19 protein-coding genes are annotated in these 22,213 nt (G+C 60.4%); 13 read left to right on the top strand and 6 right to left on the bottom strand.

The window, feature by feature from the left end; all coding sequences use genetic code 11:
• Window positions 1-75 precede the first annotated feature (75 nt).
• The 5 genes from Q0X23_RS04925 to Q0X23_RS04905 all read left to right on the top strand — a co-directional run bounded on the left by Q0X23_RS04925 (window position 76) and on the right by Q0X23_RS04905 (window position 4,808).
• Window positions 76-1,413 carry a flavin monoamine oxidase family protein gene (locus Q0X23_RS04925; protein WP_297859259.1) on the top strand — a complete coding sequence of 446 codons (1,338 nt, stop codon included), beginning with the start codon at window positions 76-78 and terminating at the stop codon, window positions 1,411-1,413.
• The gene (gene rsmI, locus Q0X23_RS04920) at window positions 1,413-2,231 is read left to right on the top strand and encodes a 16S rRNA (cytidine(1402)-2'-O)-methyltransferase (RefSeq protein ID WP_297859258.1); all 819 of its coding nucleotides are present in this window, start codon (window positions 1,413-1,415) and stop codon (window positions 2,229-2,231) included. Before Q0X23_RS04925 ends, rsmI begins: the two co-directional genes overlap by 1 nt.
• A 309-nt stretch (window positions 2,232-2,540) precedes the next feature.
• A complete protein-coding gene (pfkA, locus tag Q0X23_RS04915; RefSeq protein ID WP_297859257.1) occupies window positions 2,541-3,509 on the top strand; it encodes a 6-phosphofructokinase in 969 nt (322 codons plus the stop codon).
• Window positions 3,510-3,561: 52 nt separating this feature from the next.
• Window positions 3,562-4,119 carry a peptide-methionine (S)-S-oxide reductase MsrA gene (msrA, locus tag Q0X23_RS04910; RefSeq protein ID WP_297859256.1) on the top strand — a complete coding sequence of 186 codons (558 nt, stop codon included), beginning with the start codon at window positions 3,562-3,564 and terminating at the stop codon, window positions 4,117-4,119.
• A 59-nt stretch (window positions 4,120-4,178) separates the two neighbouring features.
• Window positions 4,179-4,808: a viroplasmin family protein gene (locus Q0X23_RS04905; RefSeq protein ID WP_297859255.1), complete on the top strand. Its 630-nt coding sequence runs from the start codon at window positions 4,179-4,181 to the stop codon at window positions 4,806-4,808.
• Between the two features lie 6 nt (window positions 4,809-4,814).
• Here the strand turns inward: Q0X23_RS04905 and Q0X23_RS04900 are convergent, their stop codons facing one another.
• The 4 genes from Q0X23_RS04900 to Q0X23_RS04885 all read right to left on the bottom strand — a co-directional run bounded on the left by Q0X23_RS04900 (window position 4,815) and on the right by Q0X23_RS04885 (window position 9,369).
• Window positions 4,815-5,300, bottom strand: a complete 486-nt coding sequence (locus Q0X23_RS04900) for a hypothetical protein (RefSeq protein WP_297859254.1) — start codon at window positions 5,298-5,300, stop codon at window positions 4,815-4,817.
• 139 nt (window positions 5,301-5,439) lie between these two features.
• On the bottom strand, window positions 5,440-7,794 hold the full coding sequence (pheT, locus tag Q0X23_RS04895; protein ID WP_297859253.1) for a phenylalanine--tRNA ligase subunit beta: 2,355 nt from the start codon (window positions 7,792-7,794) through the stop codon (window positions 5,440-5,442).
• Between the two features lie 136 nt (window positions 7,795-7,930).
• On the bottom strand, window positions 7,931-9,031 hold the full coding sequence (gene pheS, locus Q0X23_RS04890; RefSeq protein WP_297859252.1) for a phenylalanine--tRNA ligase subunit alpha: 1,101 nt from the start codon (window positions 9,029-9,031) through the stop codon (window positions 7,931-7,933).
• A gap of 164 nt (window positions 9,032-9,195) precedes the next feature.
• Window positions 9,196-9,369 carry a hypothetical protein gene (locus tag Q0X23_RS04885; protein ID WP_297859251.1) on the bottom strand — a complete coding sequence of 58 codons (174 nt, stop codon included), beginning with the start codon at window positions 9,367-9,369 and terminating at the stop codon, window positions 9,196-9,198.
• Between the two features lie 232 nt (window positions 9,370-9,601).
• Between Q0X23_RS04885 and Q0X23_RS04880 the strand changes: the two genes are divergently transcribed.
• A complete protein-coding gene (locus Q0X23_RS04880; RefSeq protein WP_297859250.1) occupies window positions 9,602-9,985 on the top strand; it encodes a metallopeptidase family protein in 384 nt (127 codons plus the stop codon).
• Between the two features lie 257 nt (window positions 9,986-10,242).
• Here Q0X23_RS04880 and Q0X23_RS04875 read toward each other — a convergent pair whose 3' ends face one another.
• Window positions 10,243-10,935, bottom strand: a complete 693-nt coding sequence (locus Q0X23_RS04875) for a LysM peptidoglycan-binding domain-containing protein (protein ID WP_297859249.1) — start codon at window positions 10,933-10,935, stop codon at window positions 10,243-10,245.
• 56 nt (window positions 10,936-10,991) lie between these two features.
• On the bottom strand, window positions 10,992-12,056 hold the full coding sequence (locus Q0X23_RS04870; protein ID WP_297859248.1) for a glucose-1-phosphate thymidylyltransferase: 1,065 nt from the start codon (window positions 12,054-12,056) through the stop codon (window positions 10,992-10,994).
• A 579-nt stretch (window positions 12,057-12,635) separates the two neighbouring features.
• Between Q0X23_RS04870 and Q0X23_RS04865 the strand changes: the two genes are divergently transcribed.
• The 7 genes from Q0X23_RS04865 (at window position 12,636) to Q0X23_RS04835 (ending at window position 21,964) form a co-directional block, all read left to right on the top strand.
• Entirely contained in the window at window positions 12,636-13,619 is a 984-nt protein-coding gene (locus Q0X23_RS04865) for a LacI family DNA-binding transcriptional regulator (protein WP_297859247.1), read from the top strand.
• A gap of 100 nt (window positions 13,620-13,719) precedes the next feature.
• Complete coding sequence (locus Q0X23_RS04860) at window positions 13,720-14,955, top strand: extracellular solute-binding protein (protein ID WP_297859246.1); 1,236 nt, start codon at window positions 13,720-13,722, stop codon at window positions 14,953-14,955.
• Window positions 14,956-15,268: 313 nt separating this feature from the next.
• Complete coding sequence (locus Q0X23_RS04855) at window positions 15,269-16,360, top strand: carbohydrate ABC transporter permease (RefSeq protein WP_297859245.1); 1,092 nt, start codon at window positions 15,269-15,271, stop codon at window positions 16,358-16,360.
• An 8-nt stretch (window positions 16,361-16,368) separates the two neighbouring features.
• Window positions 16,369-17,736: a carbohydrate ABC transporter permease gene (locus Q0X23_RS04850; protein WP_297859244.1), complete on the top strand. Its 1,368-nt coding sequence runs from the start codon at window positions 16,369-16,371 to the stop codon at window positions 17,734-17,736.
• A 132-nt stretch (window positions 17,737-17,868) separates the two neighbouring features.
• Window positions 17,869-19,761, top strand: coding sequence for a glycogen debranching N-terminal domain-containing protein (locus Q0X23_RS04845; protein WP_297859243.1), 1,893 nt, complete (start codon window positions 17,869-17,871; stop codon window positions 19,759-19,761).
• A gap of 76 nt (window positions 19,762-19,837) precedes the next feature.
• A complete protein-coding gene (locus Q0X23_RS04840) occupies window positions 19,838-20,608 on the top strand; it encodes a PIG-L deacetylase family protein (protein WP_297859242.1) in 771 nt (256 codons plus the stop codon).
• A gap of 72 nt (window positions 20,609-20,680) precedes the next feature.
• Entirely contained in the window at window positions 20,681-21,964 is a 1,284-nt protein-coding gene (locus tag Q0X23_RS04835; protein ID WP_297859241.1) for a CCA tRNA nucleotidyltransferase, read from the top strand.
• Window positions 21,965-22,213 lie beyond the last annotated feature (249 nt).

Below are 22,213 nucleotides of genomic sequence, written 5' to 3'. Positions count from 1 at the left end.
GTTTTGCATCGGTATCTGGCCTTTGGGTTGTCTCGCTCTCACGTGGGGAGTGGCCCGATCTTCTACCCTGGAACCATGACCGATGTGCTGGTGGTTGGGGCTGGGTTTGCCGGGATGGTGGCGGCCCGGGAACTGCTGCGCCGGGGCTACCGAGTGGTGGTGCTCGAGGCCCGTGACCGGGTGGGGGGCCGGGTCTTGGGTGGACAGGTGGGCGGGCTGCGCGTGGACTTCGGCGGCACCTGGCGGGGCGCCCACCAAACTGCACTGGACACACTGGCCGCCGAGTTCGGGGTGGGCCGGATTCCCCAGTACGCGACTGGGCGACGGGTGCTGGAAATAGGGAGGCAACGCAAAACCTACCGGGGTCTGGTACCGCCTGTTGGCCTGCGGGCGGCCTGGCAGACGGGAAAAGCCATTGCCCAGCTCAATCAAATGGCCCGGAAACTACCGCAGGAGGCCCCCTGGCAAGCCCCGGTGGCTGCTACCTGGGATGCCCAGACCGTGGCGGACTGGCAGGCTGGGGTCTCGTCGGAGGCGGCCCGGCGGTTGTTTGATGTGGCTACCCGGGCTATTTTGTGCGCCGAACCCCAGGAGGTCTCGCTTTTATATTTTCTGGCCTACATACGGGCCGCAGGCTCGCTGGAGAGCCTGGCCGAGGTCAAGAACGGAGCCCAGCAAGACCGCCTCGAGGGTGGCATGCACGGGCTGGCGCAAAAACTGGGGGAGAGCCTGGGGGAAAGCCTGGTGCTTTCCAGCCCGGTTCAATCCATCGTGCAGGAAACCGATTCGGTCACGGTTCATGCCCAGAGCGGACGCTGGCAAGCCCGGCGGGTGATTGTGGCGGTGCCCCCCGTGCTGGCCGCCGAAATTGCCTTCAGCCCGCCCCTACCAGACCGACGCCGGCAACTGCAGGTTTCGATGCCGATGGGTTCGGTCATCAAGTGCTTTGCCGCCTATGCCAAGCCGTTCTGGCGAGCGCAGGGGCTTTCCGGCGAAGCCTTCAGCGATAGCGCGGTGGTGAGCCCGGTGTTTGATCTGAGCCCGCCGGACGGCAGTTTGGGTATTTTGGTGGGTTTTATAGATGGGGCTATGGCCAGGGTGTGGAGTGCAAAAACGCCCGAGGAGCGCCGGGCCGAGTTCGTGCGGTGTATGGTTCGCTTCTTTGGGCCCGAAGCCGCGCACCCCCTGGATTATGCCGACCACGACTGGACAAAAGAGCCCTGGAGCCGGGGCTGCTACGAGGGCTACATGCCACCCCAGGTGATGACCCGCTACGGCGCGGCCCTGCGCGAGCCGGTGGGTCTTATTCACTGGGCCGGAACCGAGACCGCAACCGTCTGGACGGGGTATGTGGAGGGGGCCATTCACTCGGGGCAGCGGGCGGCACAGGAAGTAGCGGTTACACTGGGTTGATGCGCCTGATTTTGGTTCCCACGCCCATTGGCAACCTCGAGGACATTACCTTGCGGGCCATTCGGGTTCTCAAGGAAGCCGAGGTAGTTGCCTGCGAGGACACCAGGCGCACCGGCATTTTGCTCAAGCACCTGGGTATCTCCAAACCGATGGTGCGGCTCGACCAGCACACCGTGGGCAACGCCAAACGGCTGCTGGAAGGCTACGAGCGGGTCGCCTACGTGACCGATGCTGGCACACCAGGCATCTCCGACCCTGGCGCCGAGCTGGTGGCCCTGGCGCTGAAGGAAGGCTGGCAGGTGGAGGTATTGCCCGGCCCCACAGCCCTGATTCCGGCCCTGGTGGCCTCGGGCCTGCCAGCCGCCCGCTTTGTTTTCGAGGGGTTCCTGCCCCAAAAGCGTTCGGTGCGTAAGGCGCGGCTGGAACAGGTTTGGGGCCGTACGGTGATACTCTACGAGGCCCCCCATCGCTTGCAGGAAACCCTGCAAGACCTGCTCCAGATATACGGCCCCGAACACCCGTTGGCCGTTGTCCGCGAAATTTCCAAGCTGCACGAGGAAATTTGGCGGGGCCGCCTGGGCGATGCGCAGGGGCATTTCAAAGAGCCACGGGGCGAGTTTGTGCTGGTGTTGGGGCCAAAGACGCCAAAGGCCGAGGACTCAAATCCCAAAGCCGAAGATTTGCTGATACAGCTCAAGGGACAGGGACTCAAAGGTAAGGAACTGGTCAAAGCCCTGGTTGAGGCGGGGGTTCCCCGCAACCAGGCCTATGAACTGGCCCACAAGCAAGCGGCCACGAAAAAGCCATTGAATAGCTAGTCATACCGGATTCAAAAAGACAGTTTACAAAACCAAAAACCCCATAGGTTGTCTTTTTGATTCCTATAGCACTCCCTTCAGTCGGGTTAGTTCGTCACCATTCGGCGACGAACTAACCGAATCTGGTATCAAAGGCCTTGATGCTCCATGTGAGAAATGTTTGAAGCCGGCGTGCATTCGGCCCTGAGCCCTGGGCTTTGGGCCCCTTGATGACACAAACCAGACCTTTCTGAGTAAACTAACAGGCAGCTTTTGGCTGGCGGCCCTTGGGCTCGAGTAGAACAACTTCTGCTTGTGGAGTTTGCTTTGATGAAACGAATTGCGGTTTTTACCAGTGGAGGCGATGCACCCGGCATGAATGCGGCTATTCGCGCGGTGGTGCGCTCTGGTGTGGCCCACGGCCTGGAAGTGATCGGCATCCGCAGTGGCTACCAGGGCATGATCGAGGGCGATTTTGTACCGATGGGGCCGCGGGATGTGGCCAATACCCTGCAACGGGGGGGTACCATTTTGCTCACGGCCCGCAGCAAGGAATTTATGACCCCCGAAGGTCGGTCCAAGGCTGCGGAAAATCTGAAAAAAGCTGGAATCGATGGGGTGATTGCCATTGGTGGTAACGGAACCTATGCCGGGGCGGCCAAACTCCAGGCGGAGCATCACATTCCGGTGGTGGGCGCACCGGGGACCATAGACAACGACCTCTACGGCACCGACTACACCATCGGTTTCGATACGGCGGTGAACACTGCTCTGGACGCTATCGATCGCATCCGCGATACTGCTGCCAGTCACTCGAGGGTCTTTTTCATCGAGGTCATGGGCCGCCATGCGGGCTTTATTGCGCTCGAGGTGGGGATTGCCGGAGGGGCGGAGGTAGTGGTGATTCCCGAAATACCCACCGACGCCCAGGCCTGCGCCGAGGTAATTAACAAGTCGGCGGAAAAGGGCAAGCGCTCCTCCATTGTGGTGGTGGCTGAAGGGGGCTACGAGGGCGGGGCCGAGCAACTCGCCCGGGATGTGCGCCAGTACTCGGGCTTTGAGGGCCGGGTCACGGTTCTGGGCCATATCCAGCGCGGGGGCAGCCCGACTGCCAAAGACCGGGTGCTGGCCAGTCGTTTAGGTGCCGCCTGCGTGGAGGCCCTCCTGAGTGGAGCCAGTGGGGTGGCCATTGGCGAGGTGAACGACGAAATTCGCCTCACCCCCTTCAAGGAAGCCATCGAGAAGCGCAAGGACATCAACCACAAGAAATATGAACTTGCCAGGGTACTGGCTTTGTGACAGTTAGCCGTATTACATCGCACTTCTAAAGTTCCGTCAAGAATAGTAGGGTATGGGTCAAAACCTGGAAGTCGCTACCCTGGGAGGCGGATGTTTTTGGTGTTTGGAAGCAGTCTATGATGAACTAAAGGGCGTAGTGGATGTGGTCTCGGGCTATTCCGGGGGGCACGTGCCCAACCCCACCTACGAACAGGTGTGCAGCCAGCAGACCGGCCACGCCGAGGTAGTACAGGTGACCTTTGACCCCAGCCAGATTTCGTACCGGGAAATTCTGGAAATCTTCTTCACCATTCACGACCCCACCACCCCAAACCGCCAGGGCAACGATGTGGGACCTCAGTACCGTTCGGTCATTTTCTACCACTCGCCTACGCAAAAAGAGGTGGCCGAGGAGGTGATGCAGGCTTTTACCAAAGCCGGAGTTTGGGAGAATCCCCTCGTGACCGAGCTGGTGGCTTTCGACAAGTTCTATCCCGCTGAGGACTATCACCAGGAATACTTCAAGCGTAACCCCTACCAGCCCTACTGTGCGTTTGTGGTCGGCCCCAAGGTAGCCAAGTTTCGCAAGCAGTACTTTGAGCGGCTCAAAAAGAACTCGGTGGCCGGGTAGGGCTCGGTTGGGGGGCCGAGGAACCTCGAGGGGGTCTTTTGCGGTACACTCCCTGAGGCATGGCCCAAGGGAAGAGCAAAAGCAAGTATTACGTGGTCTGGAAAGGCCGCAAAACCGGAATTTTCTCTTTTTGGCCCGAAGCCGAGGCGCAGGTTAGGGGTTTTGCAGGGGCCCAGTTCAAGGCTTTTGACAGTCTGGACGAGGCTCGGCGGGCTTTTGCTGGAGAATACGACCACTACAAAGGTCGGAAAGCCAATCAGGGCAGGCTATTGGAGCTACCTCCACCGATCACCCCCAGCTACTGTGTGGATGCGGCCTGCAGCGGCAATCCGGGGCTGCTCGAGTACCGCTGTGTGGATACTGCCACGGGGAAGGAAATTTTTTACCGGGGGCCTTTCGCCCAGGGTACCAACAATGTGGGCGAGTTTTTGGCCATTGTGGAGGCCCTGATGCTATGTAAGGAAAAGGGTTACCCCTGGCCTATTTACTCGGACTCGGTGAATGCCATCGCCTGGGTAAAGGCCAAAAAAGCCCGCACCCACCTAAAACGCACCCCGCAAAACGCGGTCTTGTTCGAGCGCATCGCCTGGGCCGAGGACTGGTTGCGCTCCAATACCTACTGCACCCCGATTCTCAAATGGCAGACCGAGAGCTGGGGCGAAAACCCCGCCGATTTTGGGCGTAAATAGCCGCGTTCAGGGATGATGGATGAAGGGGAGCAGGGCTGCTCTGAGAATCGGGTTTCCGGCCGCCCAGTCGAACAAGGGGCGGGCAAACGGGCTACTCACGATGCCATCCTTGACCCCGCTGGGAATCTGCTCGGAGGGGTAGCGCAAAGCGCCGGTAGAGGCCACAAACTCGCTGGGGAAGCTCACCCAGATGGTAATAGCCAGGAACAGGCCCCACAATAGACCCCCCGCACCGCCGATGATGCCCTCGAGGGTAGGGGTCAGGAAGGTTAGGGGAATGAGCTGGGCTATGTAGGCCATCCCCAGACCCAGCACCAGGGCCAGCAAGGGCAGAACAAAGCTGGGAACCAAAGGCGCTACCAGTGGGGCCAGCAATACATACAGCACCAGCGCCGATATGGCGGCCAGGGCAAAGTGGGCACCCTGACGAATGCCCATGGCCACGGCTGCCGCCAGCACAAGAAGAGCCATTAGATCGAGCCAGCTTAGCATCAAACTGAAGTATACCCATGCCGCTGCATTTTCAAGTGCTGTTTTGACCCAGCTCTGACCTCAGCCCAGGCTTATATCAAAGTCTGCCGCGAGCAACTAGAGGTCTGTAAAGGTAGACTGCAAATAGCAGCAACAGCGGCTAACGGCGGATGGAAAAACCATGTTGCTCCAAAGCAGCAATAATGGCTTGCATGAAGCTGTCGGTCTCGAGGTCGGTCAGGGTGCGCCCCTCGTGGCGGAAGGTCAGGTGGAAAGCCAGGCTCTTCTGGCCCTCCTCGAGCGGTTTGCCTTTGTAAACATCGAAAATCTCGAGCTTTTCCAGGTGCGCGCCCGCGCTGGCGCGAATCAGACCCTGAACTTCGGCAAAGGGGGTAGATTCCGGCACCACCACCGCCAGATCGCGCATGGAAGCGGGGTACTTGGCAAGATCGGTAAAGGTGCTCGAGCCTTTGCTCAACGGAAGGGTGAGCTCGAATAGGAACAATTCGGGTAGTTCCAGGGCAGCGGCAATGGCCGGGTGCAGGGCGCCGATATGCCCCACCTTCTGCTCGTTCCAGTAGACCGCCCCGCTGATGCCTGGGTGCAGGTGGGGCACAGTCTCCTGTTCGACCCGCACCAGACTGCCCAGGTTGCGCGCGGCGGTCTCGAGGAGCCCCTTGAGAGCAAAGAAACTGCTTTGCAGGCCCTTCTGCCATAGCCCCGGCACCGGGTCGCCGCACAGCAGGGCTGCGATGTGGGGGGTTTCGGTCTGGTTGAACACGTTGCCCACCTCGAAGAGCAGGAAGGGGCCCTCTTCGGCCTGGGCCAGCGCGGTTTGCAGGTTTTTGAGCAGGCCGGGGTAAAGGGCCGTGCGCAGGGCGGTGCGGTCTGGGGTCTGGGGGTTGTGCATAAAGACCGTGGGGGCCGGTGCCCGCATTAGCTCGCACTCCTGCGGCGACGACCAGGCGTAGTTCAACACTTCCTGGAAACCCAGCCCGGCCATCACCTGCTTGAGCCGAAGGGTGGCTTCGTAAGGGGCGTCTACGCCCAGGTTGTCGGGGTGGGGGAAGAAGCTGGGCAGGGTGATAGGAATCTGGTCGTAGCCCACGATGCGGGCCACCTCTTCCACCAGATCTTCCTCGATGGTGAGGTCTACCCGGTGGCTGGGCGGTATGACCTCCCAGACCTCCTCCTGGGCGGTGGGCTGCACGGTGCAGCCCAGACGCTGGAGCACCTGGCGCTGGGTGGCCTGGGGGTAGTCCATCCCTACGAGCTTGCAGGCATAGCTGGGGCGAAAAGCGATGGGCTTTGGGGGCCGGGTGTGGTTGAGGTCCAGGCGTTCGTGGGCGACCTCGACCCCCTCGCCCCCCCAGGCTTGCAGAAGCTCCATGAAGCGCTCGGCGGCCAGAGGCGGCCCGTCGGGGTCTACCCCGCGCTCGAAGCGGTAGGAGGCCTCGGTCTTGAGGCCCTGGCGCCTGGCGGTGCGGCGCACCCGCACGGGGTGGAAGTGGGCCACCTCGAGGGCCACCGCAGTGGTGGTATCGCGGATTTCGTCCTCGAGGCCCCCCATTACCCCGGCCAGTCCGGCGGGGCGGGTCTCCTGGCCTTCCTTGACGGTGATGAGCAGGTCGCGCTCGTCCAGGATGCGCTCCACCCCATCCAGCGTGATCAGCTTTTCGCCCGGGCGCGCCCGGCGCACCACCAGCCCTTCCCGGATGAAAGCGGCGTCGTAGGCGTGCATGGGGTTGCCCAGCTCGAGCATGGTGTAGTTGGTGGCGTCCACCACGTTGGAGATGGGGCGCATCCCGGCGGCGTAGAGGCGGCGCTGCACCTCTAGCGGGCTGGGGCCCACCTTGACCCCCCGGGCATAAGACAGGGTGAAGCGGTCGCAGCCCTCGGTATCTTCAATCCAGACCCCAAAGGGTAGGGCCAAAGGGGTGGTCTGGGGCTTAGGGCTGGGCCGCACCAGGGTCAGACCCAAAGCGGCCAGGTCGCGGGCCACCCCGTATACCGAGAGCCAGTCCGGGCGGTTGGGGGTAATCTCGACCTCGATGACCTCGTCGGGGCCCCAGACCTCGGCCAGAGGGGTTCCAGGGGGTAAAGCATCGGGGGCGAACTCCAGCAAGCCCCCCGCATACTCGCCCACCCCCAGCTCCTTGGCCGATAGGGCCATGCCGTAAGACTCGAGGCCCGCAATTTTACGCGCCCCCAGCTCGGTTCCGTCGGGCAGCACCGCCCCGGGCAGCGCCAGCGCCACCGCCATTCCGGCTTTGGCGTTGGGCGCACCCGAGACCACCTGCACCTCCTGTCCGATGTCCAGCACGAGCCTACGGACTTCTTTGCCCTCAAGCTTTTGCACCTCCAGCACGCGCGCAAACACCACTTTACGGTGGGGAGGTGTCAGTTGGCTGATGGATTCGGTCTCGAGGCCCAGCCCGGCCAAAAGCTCTTCCAGGCGCTCGCTACCGGGCGCGTCGGGCAGAAATTCTTTGAGCCAGCTACGCACAATTTTCATGGAAACCTCGTTTTTGGCAAAGGCGGCTTACATTCGGTTCTGTCGGCCTGGATTCTTGCGAAATGCTATATGTTTCAGGTCTCATGTTGCAGATCTTTGGCCCTGGGCCACGACAGCTATCAGGTAGGAGCGATGGCTAACCTCTAAACTGCCGCAAAAAGCTCAGGCGGTTCTGGTAGAAGTAGCGAATGTCTGGAATTCCATAGCGCAGCAAGGCCAGCCGCTCGACCCCCATCCCGAAAGCCCAGCCGGTCATGCCCTCGTAGGCCCTGGGCAGGCCCTGCCGTTCACGGTAGTCGTCCACGGCCTTGAACAAGTAGGGGTGTACCATGCCCGCCCCGCCGAGCTCGAGCCACTTTTGCCGCTCGGGCCACCACATGGCAAACTGCACCCCCGGCTCCACAAAGGGAAAGTAGGTTGGCTGGAAGCGGGCCTTGCCCTCCTCGCCAAAAAGCCCCCGGGCCAGCTCGCTGATGGCCCCTTTGAGGTCGGCCATGGTGATGTGGGGCCCCACCACCAGGCCCTCGAGCTGGTGGAACATGGCCTCGTGGGAAGCGTCGGTCTGCTCGTAGCGAAAGACCCGCCCCGGCACCACAATCCGAAAGGGCGGGGTGTGCTGGATCATGTAGCGAATCTGCATTCCCGAGGTGTGGGTACGCAGCACCGCCCCTCCCAGGCCGTTGACGTCCTCGCCAAAAGGGCCCCGGATGGTGAAGCCTCCCTCAGGGCCTTCTTCCCCGGCGTGGGTGTCCGCTGACCGGCGGCTAAGCTCCACCCAGAAGGTATCCTGCATGTCCCGTGCAGGGTGCCACTCAGGCATGTTGATGGCGTCGAAGTTGAAGAACTCACTCTCGACCTCCGGGCCCTCCACCACGCTAAAGCCCTGCTTGCGAAAGATGCCCACCAGCTCCTGCAAAATCAGGCTGGTGATGTGCAGCCCCCCCGAAGGAAAGGCATAGCCGGGGAGCGAAACGTCTAGCGACTCCTGCAGAAGCCTCGCCTGTAGGGCCAGTTCCTTGAGCTGGGCTTCGCGCGCTTCCAGGGCGCTTTCCAGGATCTGTTTCCGCTCGTTGAGCACCCGACCTTTTTCCCGACGCTCTTCCGGGGATAGCCGACCCAGGGTTTTCATTTCCTGCGTGACCAGGCCGTTCTTACCCAGATACTTTACCTTCAGGCCCTGCAGGTGCTCCAAAGTGGACGCCTTGCCGATTTCATCCAGTGCTGCTTCAATGTTCATCGAGCCTCCAACAAAACCTCGCCCAGTCTACCTAAAAGCGATGGGCGGCACACAGGCCGCCCACGAGAGAGTGTTGCATCTCCCGCAGGCCTACCTAAAAAACCACCTCCTGGCCATACTTGTGGCTTAGCGTACCATCCGGGTGAAAGCTGGGTCAATCACTGCTAGCCCACCACAAACAAAACCAGCCCCAGTACTGCGCTCGCTACGGCGCTGGATATCAGGATGGGAAAAACCCTGTTCAGGTTTGGGTTGCGTGGGGCCAGCACCCGCCATAGCGCTATCTCAGCCGCGCTTAGCACCAACAACAGCGTGCCTACCAGTTTGAGGGATTCCATATGCGTATTTTAGAGCGCCACAGATATCTAGCGCTCTGGTAACCAGGAATTCGGAATACACAGCAGTCCCTCTCAATGAGTCGCACATCGCATTTTTGGGCAGTCAACGTGCTTCAGCACATACCGCAAGTTACCTGCGTGCTAGCAAGGTGCGAACAGCAGGTTGGCTCGAGGCTCATCACCCTTATCCGCCTCACGGTTGCCTTCGCTTATCTGTGCCAGACTGGGCCCAATGACCTACGAGACCTTTGTCGAGACCGCCGAGCGACTGTGGGAGGAAATACCCGCCGAGTATAAGCGTGGCCTGCACGGCCTTCATGTGCTGGAGCACCTCAAGCCCGATCCCGACGAGCCCGACCTGTTGCGCCTGGGTGAATACTACGATCCCGGCTATCCCTCGGTGCTGGGAGGCCATGCAGGCATAGGCCGGCATATTGCCCTGTTTTATGGCTCTTTTGCAGCGCTGGCTGCCGCAGACCCCGCGTTTGACTGGGAGGGTGAAATCTGGGAGACCCTGCTGCATGAGTTGCGCCACCATCTGGAGTCGCTGGCCTGGCGGGACGACCTTGTACAAGAGGATATGCAGAACCTGCGGCGCTATCGGGAAGGGCGCTAAGCCACGGGGGAACGAAAAAAGCCCCCATCGCGTTTTCCACATTTACGCTACACGCGATGCAGCGTAAATTACCGCACACGCATAGCTTCCAAAGGATGCTGTGTGGGGTATTCGTGGGAAGCGCTCCAGGCGGGGGCTTGGCGTACGTAGGCCTTATCGCGCCCTTCACAGACGTTGCCGCCCATCCGGGCGGCAACTGTTCTGTACAGGACAAATCTTTCTTAAAGTCGGATAGCTCGAAATATGTGAAGAGCGCTCTAGCGCGGGATTTGTAGCTTCTGGCCCACCCGGATCAGGTCGGGGTTGGCGATGTTGTTGGCCTTGGCAATCTTCATGTAGCTCTCGCGGGAGGCATCGCCATAAAACTTCAGTGCAATGCCCGAGAGGGTATCACCGGGTTGCACGGTGTACCATTCGTCGGGGATGTTGACCCCGCCCTGCTCGGCGGCGAACCTGGCCTTAGCACCTTCCACAATTTGCAGTTCGCTAGCGTCAACCTCGGTGGCGCCGGCTTGCTTGGCTAGTTGAACCGCCAAGTTGTACTCGTGCTGGCTGTCCACCGCACCCTTAAGCACAACCCCAGTGCCCTTTTGCAACACCGCGATGGGGTCATCCTTGAGTTCACCGTTGGCTTCCAGGGTGGCCAGCACTTTTTTGGCCAGCTTGCTGGCCTCGGTGGCTTTGCGGATGGCTTCCTCTTCGGCGGCAATGGCGGCCTCGGAGACCTCTTGCTGCGCCACGATAACACCGCTCAAGTCCACCGATTTGACCCCCTTAACCCCCTCAACTGTGGCTTGCAGAAGGGACAGGTGGGGCTGACGGGGAACCGCCCCGGTGATACGAATATTGCCTCCTTGTTCTTGAATGTTGAGCCCCAGCCCCTGGAGTGGGGGCCACTGGTTGATGGCGTCCTGAACTCGAGCAGACAATGACTTTCCAAACGGCCACATAATTTACCTCCAACCGGAGTATACCCCGGCTCTATCAAAGGATTATGCAAACCGCCTCAGGCCAGCTCGAGGCTGCTCAAATCGCCCAGCACCAGCTTGTGGGCCTTGGGCAGGCCGTTGCGCCTGGTTACCCTGGCGCCCACCCCCAAAATGCACTCGTGAAGCCGCAAAGGCACGTCTTCTACTACCGCGCCATCTTCCAAAATGGAAAACTCCACCTCGGCTTGCCGCACGATGGCATTTGGCCCCACCGAGGTGAACGGGCCAATATAGGCCCCCTCAATCATGGCATTCTGGGCGATGTGCACCGGGCCCAACACGGTGCTGTTCTTGACCACCGCTCCTTTCTCGATCACCACCCGTCCGGTGATCTGGCTGTCGTGTACGTGCCCCTCCACAACCGGGGTGGGGCTTTTTTGCTCCACCAGCAAGAGCCGGTTGGCATCAAGCAGGTCGGCGGGGCGCCCGGTGTCTTTCCACCAGCCGGCAATTTCTTGTCCCAGTACGGTATGACCCTGATCCATCAGGGCCTGGATGGCGTCGGTGATTTCATACTCGCCACGGGCGCTGGGCTTGAGGTTGGCGATAATCTCCATGATGGTCGGACTAAATACGTACACCCCCGCTACGGCCAGATTGGAAGGCGGGTCTTTGGGTTTCTCGAGCAGCTTGACAATCCGCCCCTGCTCCAACACCGCCACCCCAAACTGCCGGGGATCGGGCACCCGCACCAGGGCAATTACCGCCCCCACACCGGGTTTGAAGGCCTCGACAAAAGGCTTGATTCCCTGCTGGAATAGGTTGTCGCCCAGATAGAGCACAAAGGGGCTCTGGCCCAACCATTCCTTGGCGGTGCCCACCGCATGGGCAATACCCAGGGCGTGTTCTTGCACGATGTAGGTAAGGTGAACGCCTGGGAAATCTTTGAGGGCTTGCCGAATGTCTTCCTGGGTATCCGGTGAGACCACCACCCCCACCTCGGTAATGCCTGCTTCGAAGAGGTTTTCCACGGCGTAGTAAATGATGGGTTTACCACCCAGCCGAATGACCGGTTTGGGCCGGGTATGGGTAAGGGGACGTAGCCTGGTGCCGCGTCCGGCAGCGAGAATCAATCCTTTCATGCTGAGGCCTATCTTAGCAGTGGTTGAGAGGGGTTGTGCATCTGAAGGTGTGGGAGGGTGTGGCGAGCTGGGGCAACCGCAAAGTTGCCTTAAGCTCCCCCTCCCATCAAGGGAGAGGGGAGTTTGCCTTGTGGTTTTCTGACTTTACGGTTGCCTTATGTGGTGAGCCAATACCAGATTCGGTTAGTTCGGCGCCGTATGGCGGCGAACTAGCAGGGCCGAAGTTATCCGCGTAGCGGAGGGCGATACCGCCCCCTGGAAGTTATCCGCGTAGCGGAGGGCGTAAGCCCCTTTGGAAGGGAGACGCTTTCTTCGCCGACCGTTCGGGAGGGGGGTGCTCTAGGATTCAAAAAGATAGCCTCTGGGGGTCTTTAGTTTGGATGATTATCTTTTTGAATCCGGTATAATACTGTGTTGTAATCGATTACACCTTGGCCCGCAACTAGTTGAAAAAAGTTGGCAAACAGCCTGAGTGATTGTGAATTCTTTCTTAGAGAACAATATATATGGAGGTTGACAATTCTTGGAAAGGTTTGTATATTTATCAAACAAAAACTGTAAACGCTTACAAAAGGTCTTATGGACAATCGCCGGATGCCCACCATTGGAGATGTCGCCCGCCTGGCAGGGGTTTCAACCGGGACGGTGAGCCGGGTTCTGAACCAGCGCGCTGGGGTACACCCACAAACCCGTGAGCGGGTACTCGAGGTGATGGAGCGGCTGGGGTATGTGCCCATGCAGGCCGCCCGCGAACTGACCGGACGCAGCGATACGGTGGGGATTTTATTGGCTCCAGGCGTGCGGCGCTATATTCCCTATTTCGTCTTGCTGTTTGAACACCTGACAGAGGCTCTTTGGCGCGAGGGGATGCGTCTGGAGGAGACCCCTACCGATGCAGCCGGACTGCCCCTGAAGCCCGCCAGAGGTTATATTCTTCTGGGGGCGCACGATCACGACCCACGCCTGGAAGCCTTACAAAACGCCCAAACCCCCCACGTGCTGATTGGGGTCTATCCCGGCGCTTACTGGGTAGCCCCAGACGACGAAGGAGGGGCTTATGCTGCTACCAGGCACCTGCTCGAGCTCGGCCACCGGGAGATTGCCCACCTCACCGGTCAGCCCCAGCAGCAGGTGGGGCGCGAGCGATTGCTGGGCTACCGCAAGGCGCTGGAAGCCTATAACATTCCCTTTCAACCGCATCTCGTGCTGGATGGCGACTTCTCTACTCTTACGGCTTACCGGGTTCTGCGTAAAGCCTGGGAGCAAGGGCTGCGCTTTACGGGCTTGTTTGCCGCCTCCGACGAGATGGCCATGGGTGCTGCGGCAGCCCTGGAAGATCTGGGTCTGCGAATTCCTCAAGACGTTTCGCTGGTGGGGTTCGACGACCTGCCGGAGATAGGCACCGCCATCACTACGGTGCGCCAGGATATCGGGCAGGTTGCCAGGGCTGCGGTTCGGTTGCTCAAAGAATCGCTGGCCGGAGGTACCCCGCATGGGATGCGGGTGCCGGTGCAAATGGTGCTTCGGGGCACCACCAGCCTGCGGGAGGTGAAAACCGCCTGAGTGCCGCTTGGCCTCAGGCCCCTCGAAAGGGAAACATCACATTGGCGTTCTGGCTTTTTGGGGGCTCGAGTACTTTGCACACTAACTTGAGGAGGAAATTATGAAGCGATGGTGGGTAGCAGGTCTGGCTTTAGCCGCGTTGGGCGTGGCCTCGGCGCAAACGGTGGTACGGTTGCAAGGCTTTGGTGGCAACGATACAGCCATTATCAGCAGCCTGGTTCGGGAAGTGGTTAATCCGGCGCTCCAAAAGGACAACATCCGCGCCGAATACCAGGGGGTAGAAGGCGATTATCGCGCAGCGCTCTTGAACGCGCTCTCGGCGGGTACTGCCGCAGACTTGTTTTACGTGGATATCTTCTGGTCGGAGCCGCTGTTTGCTTCGGGCCGGGTGGAGCCTTTGAATAAATACTTCTCGCCACAAGAGCTAGGGGTCTTCAACCGCAACCTCCTGAACGCCTTCACCCTCAAGGGTAATGTCTATGGTTTGCCCAAGGACTTCAACACCCTGGCGGTGCAGTATAACCGCGACCTCTTTGACGAGGCCAAGGTACCCTACCCCAACCAGACCGACACCTGGGACACCTTCAAGGACAAACTCAAGCGGGTGCAAGCTACAGTCAAGGATGTGGCAGGGCTTTGCGTGGTGGCCGACCACGCCCGCTTCGGCGCCTTCGCCTATGCGACCGGCTGGCGGCCCTTCAATGCCCAGGGGCGTACCGTACTGGATGCCAACTTCCGCCGGGCCTTTGAGTGGTATACCAGCCTGGTAAAAGATGGAGCCGGTAAATATGCCCAGGATCTGGGCGAGGGTTGGACCGGCGGCTGCTTTGGCGCCGAGCGGGCCGCGGTAGCTATCGAGGGAGCCTGGATTGGGGGCTTCCTGCGCGACAAGGCGCCCAACATGCGCTACGGTACCACGCTCATTCCTCTCGACCCGGTAACCAAGCAGCGGGGCAACTTCATCTTCACCGTTTCCTGGAGCATGAACGCCGCCTCACGCAACAAGGAGGCCGCCGCCAAGGTACTACGGGCGCTTACCAGCCCCGAGGCCCAGAACTGGATTCTCTCCCGTGGCCTGGCCCTGCCCAGCCGCAGCGCTCTGGCCAACAGCCCCATCTTCCAGCGCCCCGGTAAGGAAAACGAGCTGAACCGGGTGGTCTTCCAGGGGTCGACCAGCGTGGGTGGAGCGGTGCTACCCTTCAAGTTTGGTGCACTAGACGGTGGCGAGTGGATGCGGCCCATCAACGAAGCCTTGCTGGCGGTGATCACCGGCAAGAAGTCGGTTGACCAGGCCCTGGCCGATGCCCAGGCCGAGCTCAACCGCTTGGTGCGATAAATCGAACCAAGATGTGGGTCTGAGCGCTGAGATCGGTTCTTTGGCGCTCAGATCCATGTCAACCACTCCGCAGCGTAGAAATGGGATATGCAGGCTGTGCCAGTAATAAGGCCGTGCCAGTGCCAAGCATCGTAACTAGTGGTCTGGTAACCAGGAACTCGGCATGCACCACTGTCTCTTCGAATGAGCCCCACATCGCAATGTTGGGTAATCAACGTGCTTCAAAACGCACCACAAAACAAGTTACCGGTGCACTAGTGGTCTGGTTTGGGCCGACATTCCTATCGCGGGCTTACTACTGAAAGGGGGATACATGCTTAGATCGCAACGAACTGAAGCGCTCTATGCCCTCTTGTTCCTGGCTCCTTTCCTGGTTCACTTGGGCGTTTTCTTTGTATTTGCTTTTGTGCGCACCCTGGGCTTTAGCTTTACCGACAAGACCCTGATTGGGCAGTCCTATCAGATCGTTGGTTTTGCAAATTTTGTCCAGTTGTTTCAAGATCCACGCTTTATTGCGGCAATAACCCACTCCATCAGCTTTATGCTGATCGTGACCATCCTCCAGACCTTTCTGGCTTTGAGCATGGCGGCCATCCTAAATCAGCGCCTGCGGGGGATCACCTTTTTCCGTACCGTTTACTACATCCCCAGCGTGCTTTCTTCGGCAGCCGTAACCGTGATTGCGATCTGGTTCTTTCAGAAAACCGGTTTTCTGAACACCTTTGTTGGCTGGATTGGTTCGCTGGCCCCGGTGCTCCTGACCTTTCTTGCTGTCTTTGTACTGGCTCAGGCCCTACAGGTGGGCTGGGAACGCATGCGCGGTCTGCCTGTGGCCCCCACTGACCCGGCCCTAGCGACCATCTCGCTGGCGGTGGGGTTGGTGCTAACCTGGCTCCTGGTAGCCCTGGGGGTGGTGGTGCCACGGGAAGCCCAGCCGCCCGAGTTTACCTGGTTGACCAACTCCGACCGCTTCCTGGGGGTTCCCATCCCGCTGTGGAGCATTATTATGCTCAACACCTTCACCACTATTCCCACCCTGATGCTCATCTTTTTGGCGGGTTTGCAGGACATTCCCAAAAGCATCTACGAAGCGGCGGCAATTGATGGGGCCTCACCCCTGCAGCAGTTTTTTAACGTGACCGTGCCCATGCTGCGCCCGGTAACCTTTCTGGTGATTACGCTCTCGCTTATTGGCACCTTGCAGATGTTCGACCAGGTGGCCCTGATGGGCGATGCGGCTCCGCTGGATTCCATAATTGTGCTGGCCTACTACGTCTACAACAACGTGTTCAGTGGAGAGGGTAGGGTAGGGCTGGCCTCGGCAGCAGCCATCATTCTGGCGGCTTTGACCTTTGCGATTGTGCTGCTGCAGCGGGCCCTGGGCATTTCGGAGAAGGCCCACTAGGAGGAGCTATGGCGGCGCAAGTAATAAAACCCGTGCGCAAGCTGGATGAGCGTCACCTGGCCAGGCAGCGCTGGGCCAGGGCCGCCTGGATTTATGGGGCCATGCTGGCCCTGGCGGTTTTCTTTATTGGGCCATTTTATGTGGCCTACCTGGGTAGTTTGAAGGACAATCCCCTCGAGTGGCCTTACCGTTACTCCTTTGCCCAGACCCAGCCCAAAAACTGGGCAGCGGCCTGGCGGCTAGGGCAGTTGGGTGCAGGAAACCCCTGGACGGGGGGATTCGCACCAGGGGCCAAGATTCCCTTTCAGGTCAGCTATTTTGTGGAAGAAGGCCAGGCGCCCCAAACCCCAATAGTGACGGTTCCGACCCGGCGGGCGGGGGCGGGCCTGGGGGCCGTTTTCGATGAAGTGCAGGCGGCGCAGTATGCCAAGGTCTCGGAGGTGCAGGAGATAGGCCGCCGTTCGGCGCTGGTGGGGGGCCAGCCGGGCCAGATCGTCACCTACAGCTTTACCATCACCTACGAGGGTCAAGGCCCTAAAGCGGCCCGTCTGCCCCTGGACATCGAAGCACCCAGGGGGCAGATGTATCACTCGGCAACCTTGGATCCCAACCGCCTCGAGCGCCGGGGGCGGGTGGCCAGCTGGGACAGTGCAGCGCCTGGCTTTCTGGGGTATACCTTCCGCAACTATGTGCGGGTTTTTAACGAGGCCCGCGACCCCAACACCGGGGCCAGCTTCTTTTTGCGCTGGACGCTGAATACTTTTCTGGTCTCGCTGGCGGTGGTACTGACGACCCTGCTTTTTGCCTCGTTGGCCGGCTACGCCCTGGCCCGGATGTACTTCCCCGGCAAGAACTACCTGTTTGCTTTCGTGGTCTTTACCATGACCGTGCCGGCCCAGGCCATTTTCATCTCCAACTACCTGGTGCTGCGCGACCTGGGTCTCTTGGGCAGCTTGTGGGGCATGGTGGTCTGGAGTGCGGTGGGGGCGGGGGCCGTCTTCATCATGAAGCAGTTTTTCGAGTCCATTCCCCGCGAAATTGAGGAAGCGGCCCTGATTGACGGGGCCAGCCCCATCACCACTTTTTTTCGCATCATCATCCCCATGGCCACGCCCGCGCTGGGGGCCCTTACCATCCTGACCTTCCAGGGCATGTGGAACGAGTTCTTCAAGGCGGCGGTGGTGCTGTCGGGTCAGCAGACCAATTACACCCTGCCCCTGGGCCTTTCCTTCTTTCGCAGCGCTTACGGGGTGGCGGGCGACTGGGGCCTGATGTTGGCCAGTGCCTTTCTCTCCATGATTCCCATTATCATTCTTTTTGTGGTGTTTCAGCGCTACTTTGTGGAGGGGGTTTCGACCAGCGCTTTGAAAGGCTAGTCGGCTGAACGCTCAAAGCCGAAAGGCCAAAAGCTGAGTTGGATGATCGACCAGAGCAGGATATGATGCATATAGCTTCCCAACAACCGATTTCGCCTGCGCTTTTAGCCTCCGGCCATATCGAGGTTCTACATGTTGCCGCTCAAAGAAGACGATACTTACGCTGTTTTGTCTGATCAGGGGATGGCCGATAAGGACGAACGAGGTTTCTATCGCCACGACACCCGCTACCTCTCTCGTTACCTGTGGAACATGCCCGGCTTTGGCCTGCTGGTTTCCGAGACGCCGCGCCCGGATCGCCTGGTGCAGCACTGGAGCCTGATGGTGGGGCCCGACCAGCTAGTAGGTATGAGGCGCGAGCTGCATATGGTGCGGGGTGGCTTTAGCGAGCGGCTCGAGCTGGAAAACACCTCGCTGAAGGCCCAGACCGTGGAGATAGCCCTCGAGGCCGCTGCCGACTTTGCCGACCTCTTCGAGGCCAAGGGTTGGCACAAGGTTTCGCGCAAGATTGGCGGCTTCGAATATACCGCCGAGGATGGCCTGCGGGTCGCGACCCATCTCTCTTTTGATCCCTTGCCTGCCCCACCATCGGCCCCGGATTTATCCAGTGAAGCCACCCCCACTGACGGCAAGACCTTCCAGTGGAGGTTTGAACTCGCCCCCAAGCAAAAAGTAAGCTTGCGCCTGGAGGGCCGCTTCGAGAGCCCCTTCGAGCCCCACACCCCGCCGCTGCCCGACTATGAGGACTGGAAGAAGCGCTTCCCGCTCTATATGGAAAGCGGGCGCAGCCAGCGGGTCTTGGAGCAGGCCATTACCGACCTGCGGGCCCTGCTTTTTTCTTTGCCCGAGGGGCTTTTCCCAGCGGCAGGCATCCCCTGGTATGTCTGTCCCTTTGGCCGCGACTCGCTGCTTACGGCCTACATGATGCAGCCCTGGGCCAGCGATGTGACCCGGGGGGTGCTAGCCTACCTGGCCAAATACCAGGGCACCGAGGTCAATGCCTTTCTGGACGAGACCCCCGGCAAGATTATCCACGAGATGCGCCTGGGCGAACTCTCGCGCACCGGAAAAGTGCCCTTTACGCGTTACTACGGCACCGTGGACGCCACCCCGCTATTTTTGATCTTGCTGCACCAGCATTGGAAAGATACCGGCGACATGGCTTTTGTACGCCAGCTACAACCCAACTGGGAAGCAGCCCTCACCTGGATGACCGACTACGCAGACCCCGACCAGGACGGCTTCTTGGAGTACGCTCCCAACACCAACCGGGGCCATGTGGTGCAGTCCTGGAAGGATTCGCACGACTCGCAAAGCCACCAGGATGGCTCGTTGGCCCAGGGAGCTATTGCGGTCTGTGAGGTGCAGGGTTATGCCTATATGGCCTATCAGGGTGCAGCCGAGTTTTATCGGGCGCTGGGCCAGGTTGATCAGGCCAAAGCATGGGGCGCCAGGGCCCAAGCCCTCAAAACCCGTTTTCACCAGAAGTTCTGGCTGCCGGAACGCAAAACCTATGCAGCCGGTCTGGATGGCGCAAAAAAGCCCATGGCCATTCTGACCTCTAACCCCGGACATCTGCTTTGGAGCGGCATCGTGCCGGATGAGGTCGCGCCCCAACTGGTCGAGACCCTGTTTTCCGAGGCGCTTTACAGCGGTTGGGGTCTGCGCACCCTGGGCACGGATGAGGTGCGCTACAATCCCCTCTCGTACCACAACGGCTCGGTCTGGCCGCACGATACCGCCCTGTTCATCGGCGGACTGGTGCGCTATGGCTTCTACGAGGAGGCCCTGCAGGCCGCCGAGAACCTGTTCCGCCTGGCCATGACCCAGCACGACTGGCGCTTGCCGGAGCTGGTGGGGGGCTATCCAAGGCAGGAGGGGGAGCCCCCAGTGCCATATCCGGCTTCCTGCAGGCCGCAAGCCTGGGACTCAGCAGCGGTGGTGTACATGCTGCGCCTGATTCAGGAAATAGACCGCAAGCATCCGGTGCGGGGGGTGCTCGAGCTGCGCAAGGTGAGGGTGTAAATCGAAAAAGCAAAGGCTAGGGCGTTCGAAAAAAATGCGCTGACCTCCTGGGTGAAGAGCGGTACACTGAGAAGCGATGCGTCTACTCGCTATCTTTGCCCACCCCGACGACGAATCGTTTTTTTGTGCCGGTACCTTGACCAAATACGCTTCCCTGGGCCACGAAGTTTTCCTGATCTGCGCGACCCGGGGGGAGCAGGGCCGCATTCGGCATCCGGCCATTGATACATCGCTTTATCCAAAAGGGCCGGCGCTGGGCAGGCTGCGCCAAAAGGAGCTCGAGGCCGCCTGCGCCATCCTGGGCCTGCAAAAGCCTATTTTTCTGGACTATCAGGACTCCGGCTATCCGCTCGAGGTGGCCCGGGCCAATCCCCAGGGCTTCATGCACCAGGACTTGCAGCAGGTGGAGGACGTTTTACTCGCACACATAGCCCAGATCCGCCCTCAGGTGATGATTGGCTTTGACCCGCAGGGCTACTACGGGCACGCAGACCACATTCACCTGCACCGGGCTACTGTGGGGGCGTTCTGGCGGGCGGGCAACGTGATGTCCGACCCCCCAAAGTACCTCCTGTTCCCTGTGCGCCTCACGGAACAGGTAGCCAGAACCAAGTTTGACCCTGGGCGCTACGGGGTTTCGGCCTGCTCGGTGGCACTGCGCGTGGATGTGCGACCCTATGCTGCGACCATCCGGGCCGCGGTGCTGGCTCATGCCTCGCAGGCCGGACCGGAGGAAAATTTCGCTCAAGTGCTACAAGACTGGCCGGGTCTGCTCGAGGAGGAGTGCTTTGTGCTGGGCGGAATCAGGGGGCTTTCTGTGGAGGGTTTGCGGGGTCTAGAAGTGTAAAACCGCCCTGGCAATAAGCCCCGCAGCTGTCACCTTCAAGGTTTGGCGCTGGCTATGGACTACCGTGCTGTCATGCAAAAACTATCCTTCCTACCCGACCTGTACCTGGTGGGTGGGGCGGTGCGCGATATTCTGCTGGGCCTGACCCCCGAAGACCTGGACTTTGCCACCCCGGCCCCGCCCGAGGAAGTTATGCGCCTGGCCCGAGCCCATGGCCTCGAGGCCATTCCCACCGGCATCGAGCACGGCACCGTCACGGTGCTGATTGACCGCCATCCTTACGAGGTCACCACTTTTCGGCGCGACGTAGAGACCTTTGGGCGCAAGGCCAGGGTCCAGTGGGGTCAGAGCATCGAAGAGGATCTGGCTCGGCGCGACTTCACCATCGGGGCCATTGCCTTGAACGCCCAGGGGCGCGTGATCGACCCCTACGGCGGTCAGCAGGACATCGAGGCGGGGGTGCTGCGGGCGGTGGGCGACCCGGCCCAGCGCTTTCGCGAGGACTACCTGCGGGTGATTCGGGCTGGCCGCTTTGTGGCGCGCTACGGCTTCGAAATCGAGCCAAAGACCCTGGAAGCGGCGCGGTCAGCGGCCCCGGAGGTGCTCTCGCATGTGGCCATCGAACGTGTAACCGCCGAGTTCGATAAGGCCTTTCAGAATGGCACGCCCAGCCGCTTCGTGCGCTACTTGTACGACCTGGAAATCCTGCAGCGCCTGATCCCCGAGTTTGAGGACACCCACCTGCTCCTGCAAAACCCCCGCTGGCACCCTGAAGGGGACGTACTCACGCATGTGCTTCAGGTACTTGACCGGGCCCCGCCACGCTACCGCTGGCACGCCCTGTTGCACGACATCGGCAAGAAAGACACCGCCCGCTGGAAGCCCGAAGGCTGGTACAGCTTTCACGGGCACGAGCGGGTAGGGGCCGACCTGATTCCTCGTATCGCCCGCGACCTGCGCCTGCCCAACGACCTGCGAGAGGAGTTGGTGGTCACCACGGCTTTGCACATGGTGCCGGTCTTTACCAGGCCCACCCCGGCGGCCATTCGCAAGTTTCAGGCCCAGGCCGGGCCGCACTTGCCCGCCCTGAGGGCCCTGTACGAGGCCGATGGAGGCGAGCGTCGGTCGTCAGAGTCCTGGAAGTTTTTTGAGCCCCAGCCGGTGCCGGTGAGGCCGGTTTTGTTGGGGCGGCACCTGATCGAGCGGGGCCACAAGCCCGGAAAGGACTTTAGCCGGATGCTTCAGGCTGCCTACGACTGGCAACTGGAAACCGGCGAAACCGATATTGAAAAGCTGTACCAGGCGGCTCTGAAGGGTTTATCCAAGGAAGCCCGACCCCCAGGTTTCGTACAGTGAGCTTCCAGGTTGTGCTCAATTGAGCTTGTCCGATGCCTCAAGTTTGTCTGCCAGAGCGGCCTCCCACGAATACCCCACACAGCATCCTTTGGAAGCTATGGGGTGTGGGGTAATTTACGCTGCATCGCGTGTAGCGTAAATATGGGAAACGCGACAGGTAGCGCGGTCAAGGGCCTGGTGTCTGGATGTATCGCAGTTTGGATGCCGGGGCCACCTGGTAGTGGAAGCATTTGGCTTTCGGCTATGCTT

The organism is Meiothermus sp., from assembly GCF_026004115.1.
Classification (GTDB): domain Bacteria; phylum Deinococcota; class Deinococci; order Deinococcales; family Thermaceae; genus Meiothermus.
This window is presented reverse-complemented; position numbering and strand designations above follow the sequence as displayed.

Bases quoted from the DNA above. Each gene is read 5' to 3' on its own strand.
- rsmI (WP_297859258.1), top strand. From the start codon at position 1,413: ATGCGCCTGATTTTGGTTCCCACGCCCATTGGCAACCTCGAGGACATT.
- Q0X23_RS04905 (WP_297859255.1), top strand. From the start codon at position 4,179: ATGGCCCAAGGGAAGAGCAAAAGCAAGTATTACGTGGTCTGGAAAGGC.
- Q0X23_RS04885 (WP_297859251.1), bottom strand. From the start codon at position 9,369: ATGGAATCCCTCAAACTGGTAGGCACGCTGTTGTTGGTGCTAAGCGCG.
- pheT (WP_297859253.1), bottom strand. From the start codon at position 7,794: ATGAAAATTGTGCGTAGCTGGCTCAAAGAATTTCTGCCCGACGCGCCC.
- Q0X23_RS04925 (WP_297859259.1), top strand. From the start codon at position 76: ATGACCGATGTGCTGGTGGTTGGGGCTGGGTTTGCCGGGATGGTGGCG.
- Q0X23_RS04900 (WP_297859254.1), bottom strand. From the start codon at position 5,300: ATGCTAAGCTGGCTCGATCTAATGGCTCTTCTTGTGCTGGCGGCAGCC.
- Q0X23_RS04855 (WP_297859245.1), top strand. From the start codon at position 15,269: ATGCTTAGATCGCAACGAACTGAAGCGCTCTATGCCCTCTTGTTCCTG.
- Q0X23_RS04835 (WP_297859241.1), top strand. From the start codon at position 20,681: ATGCAAAAACTATCCTTCCTACCCGACCTGTACCTGGTGGGTGGGGCG.
- Q0X23_RS04870 (WP_297859248.1), bottom strand. From the start codon at position 12,056: ATGAAAGGATTGATTCTCGCTGCCGGACGCGGCACCAGGCTACGTCCC.
- Q0X23_RS04860 (WP_297859246.1), top strand. From the start codon at position 13,720: ATGAAGCGATGGTGGGTAGCAGGTCTGGCTTTAGCCGCGTTGGGCGTG.
- pheS (WP_297859252.1), bottom strand. From the start codon at position 9,031: ATGAACATTGAAGCAGCACTGGATGAAATCGGCAAGGCGTCCACTTTG.
- pfkA (WP_297859257.1), top strand. From the start codon at position 2,541: ATGAAACGAATTGCGGTTTTTACCAGTGGAGGCGATGCACCCGGCATG.
- Q0X23_RS04840 (WP_297859242.1), top strand. From the start codon at position 19,838: ATGCGTCTACTCGCTATCTTTGCCCACCCCGACGACGAATCGTTTTTT.
- Q0X23_RS04850 (WP_297859244.1), top strand. From the start codon at position 16,369: ATGGCGGCGCAAGTAATAAAACCCGTGCGCAAGCTGGATGAGCGTCAC.
- msrA (WP_297859256.1), top strand. From the start codon at position 3,562: ATGGGTCAAAACCTGGAAGTCGCTACCCTGGGAGGCGGATGTTTTTGG.
- Q0X23_RS04875 (WP_297859249.1), bottom strand. From the start codon at position 10,935: ATGTGGCCGTTTGGAAAGTCATTGTCTGCTCGAGTTCAGGACGCCATC.
- Q0X23_RS04865 (WP_297859247.1), top strand. From the start codon at position 12,636: ATGGACAATCGCCGGATGCCCACCATTGGAGATGTCGCCCGCCTGGCA.
- Q0X23_RS04880 (WP_297859250.1), top strand. From the start codon at position 9,602: ATGACCTACGAGACCTTTGTCGAGACCGCCGAGCGACTGTGGGAGGAA.
- Q0X23_RS04845 (WP_297859243.1), top strand. From the start codon at position 17,869: ATGTTGCCGCTCAAAGAAGACGATACTTACGCTGTTTTGTCTGATCAG.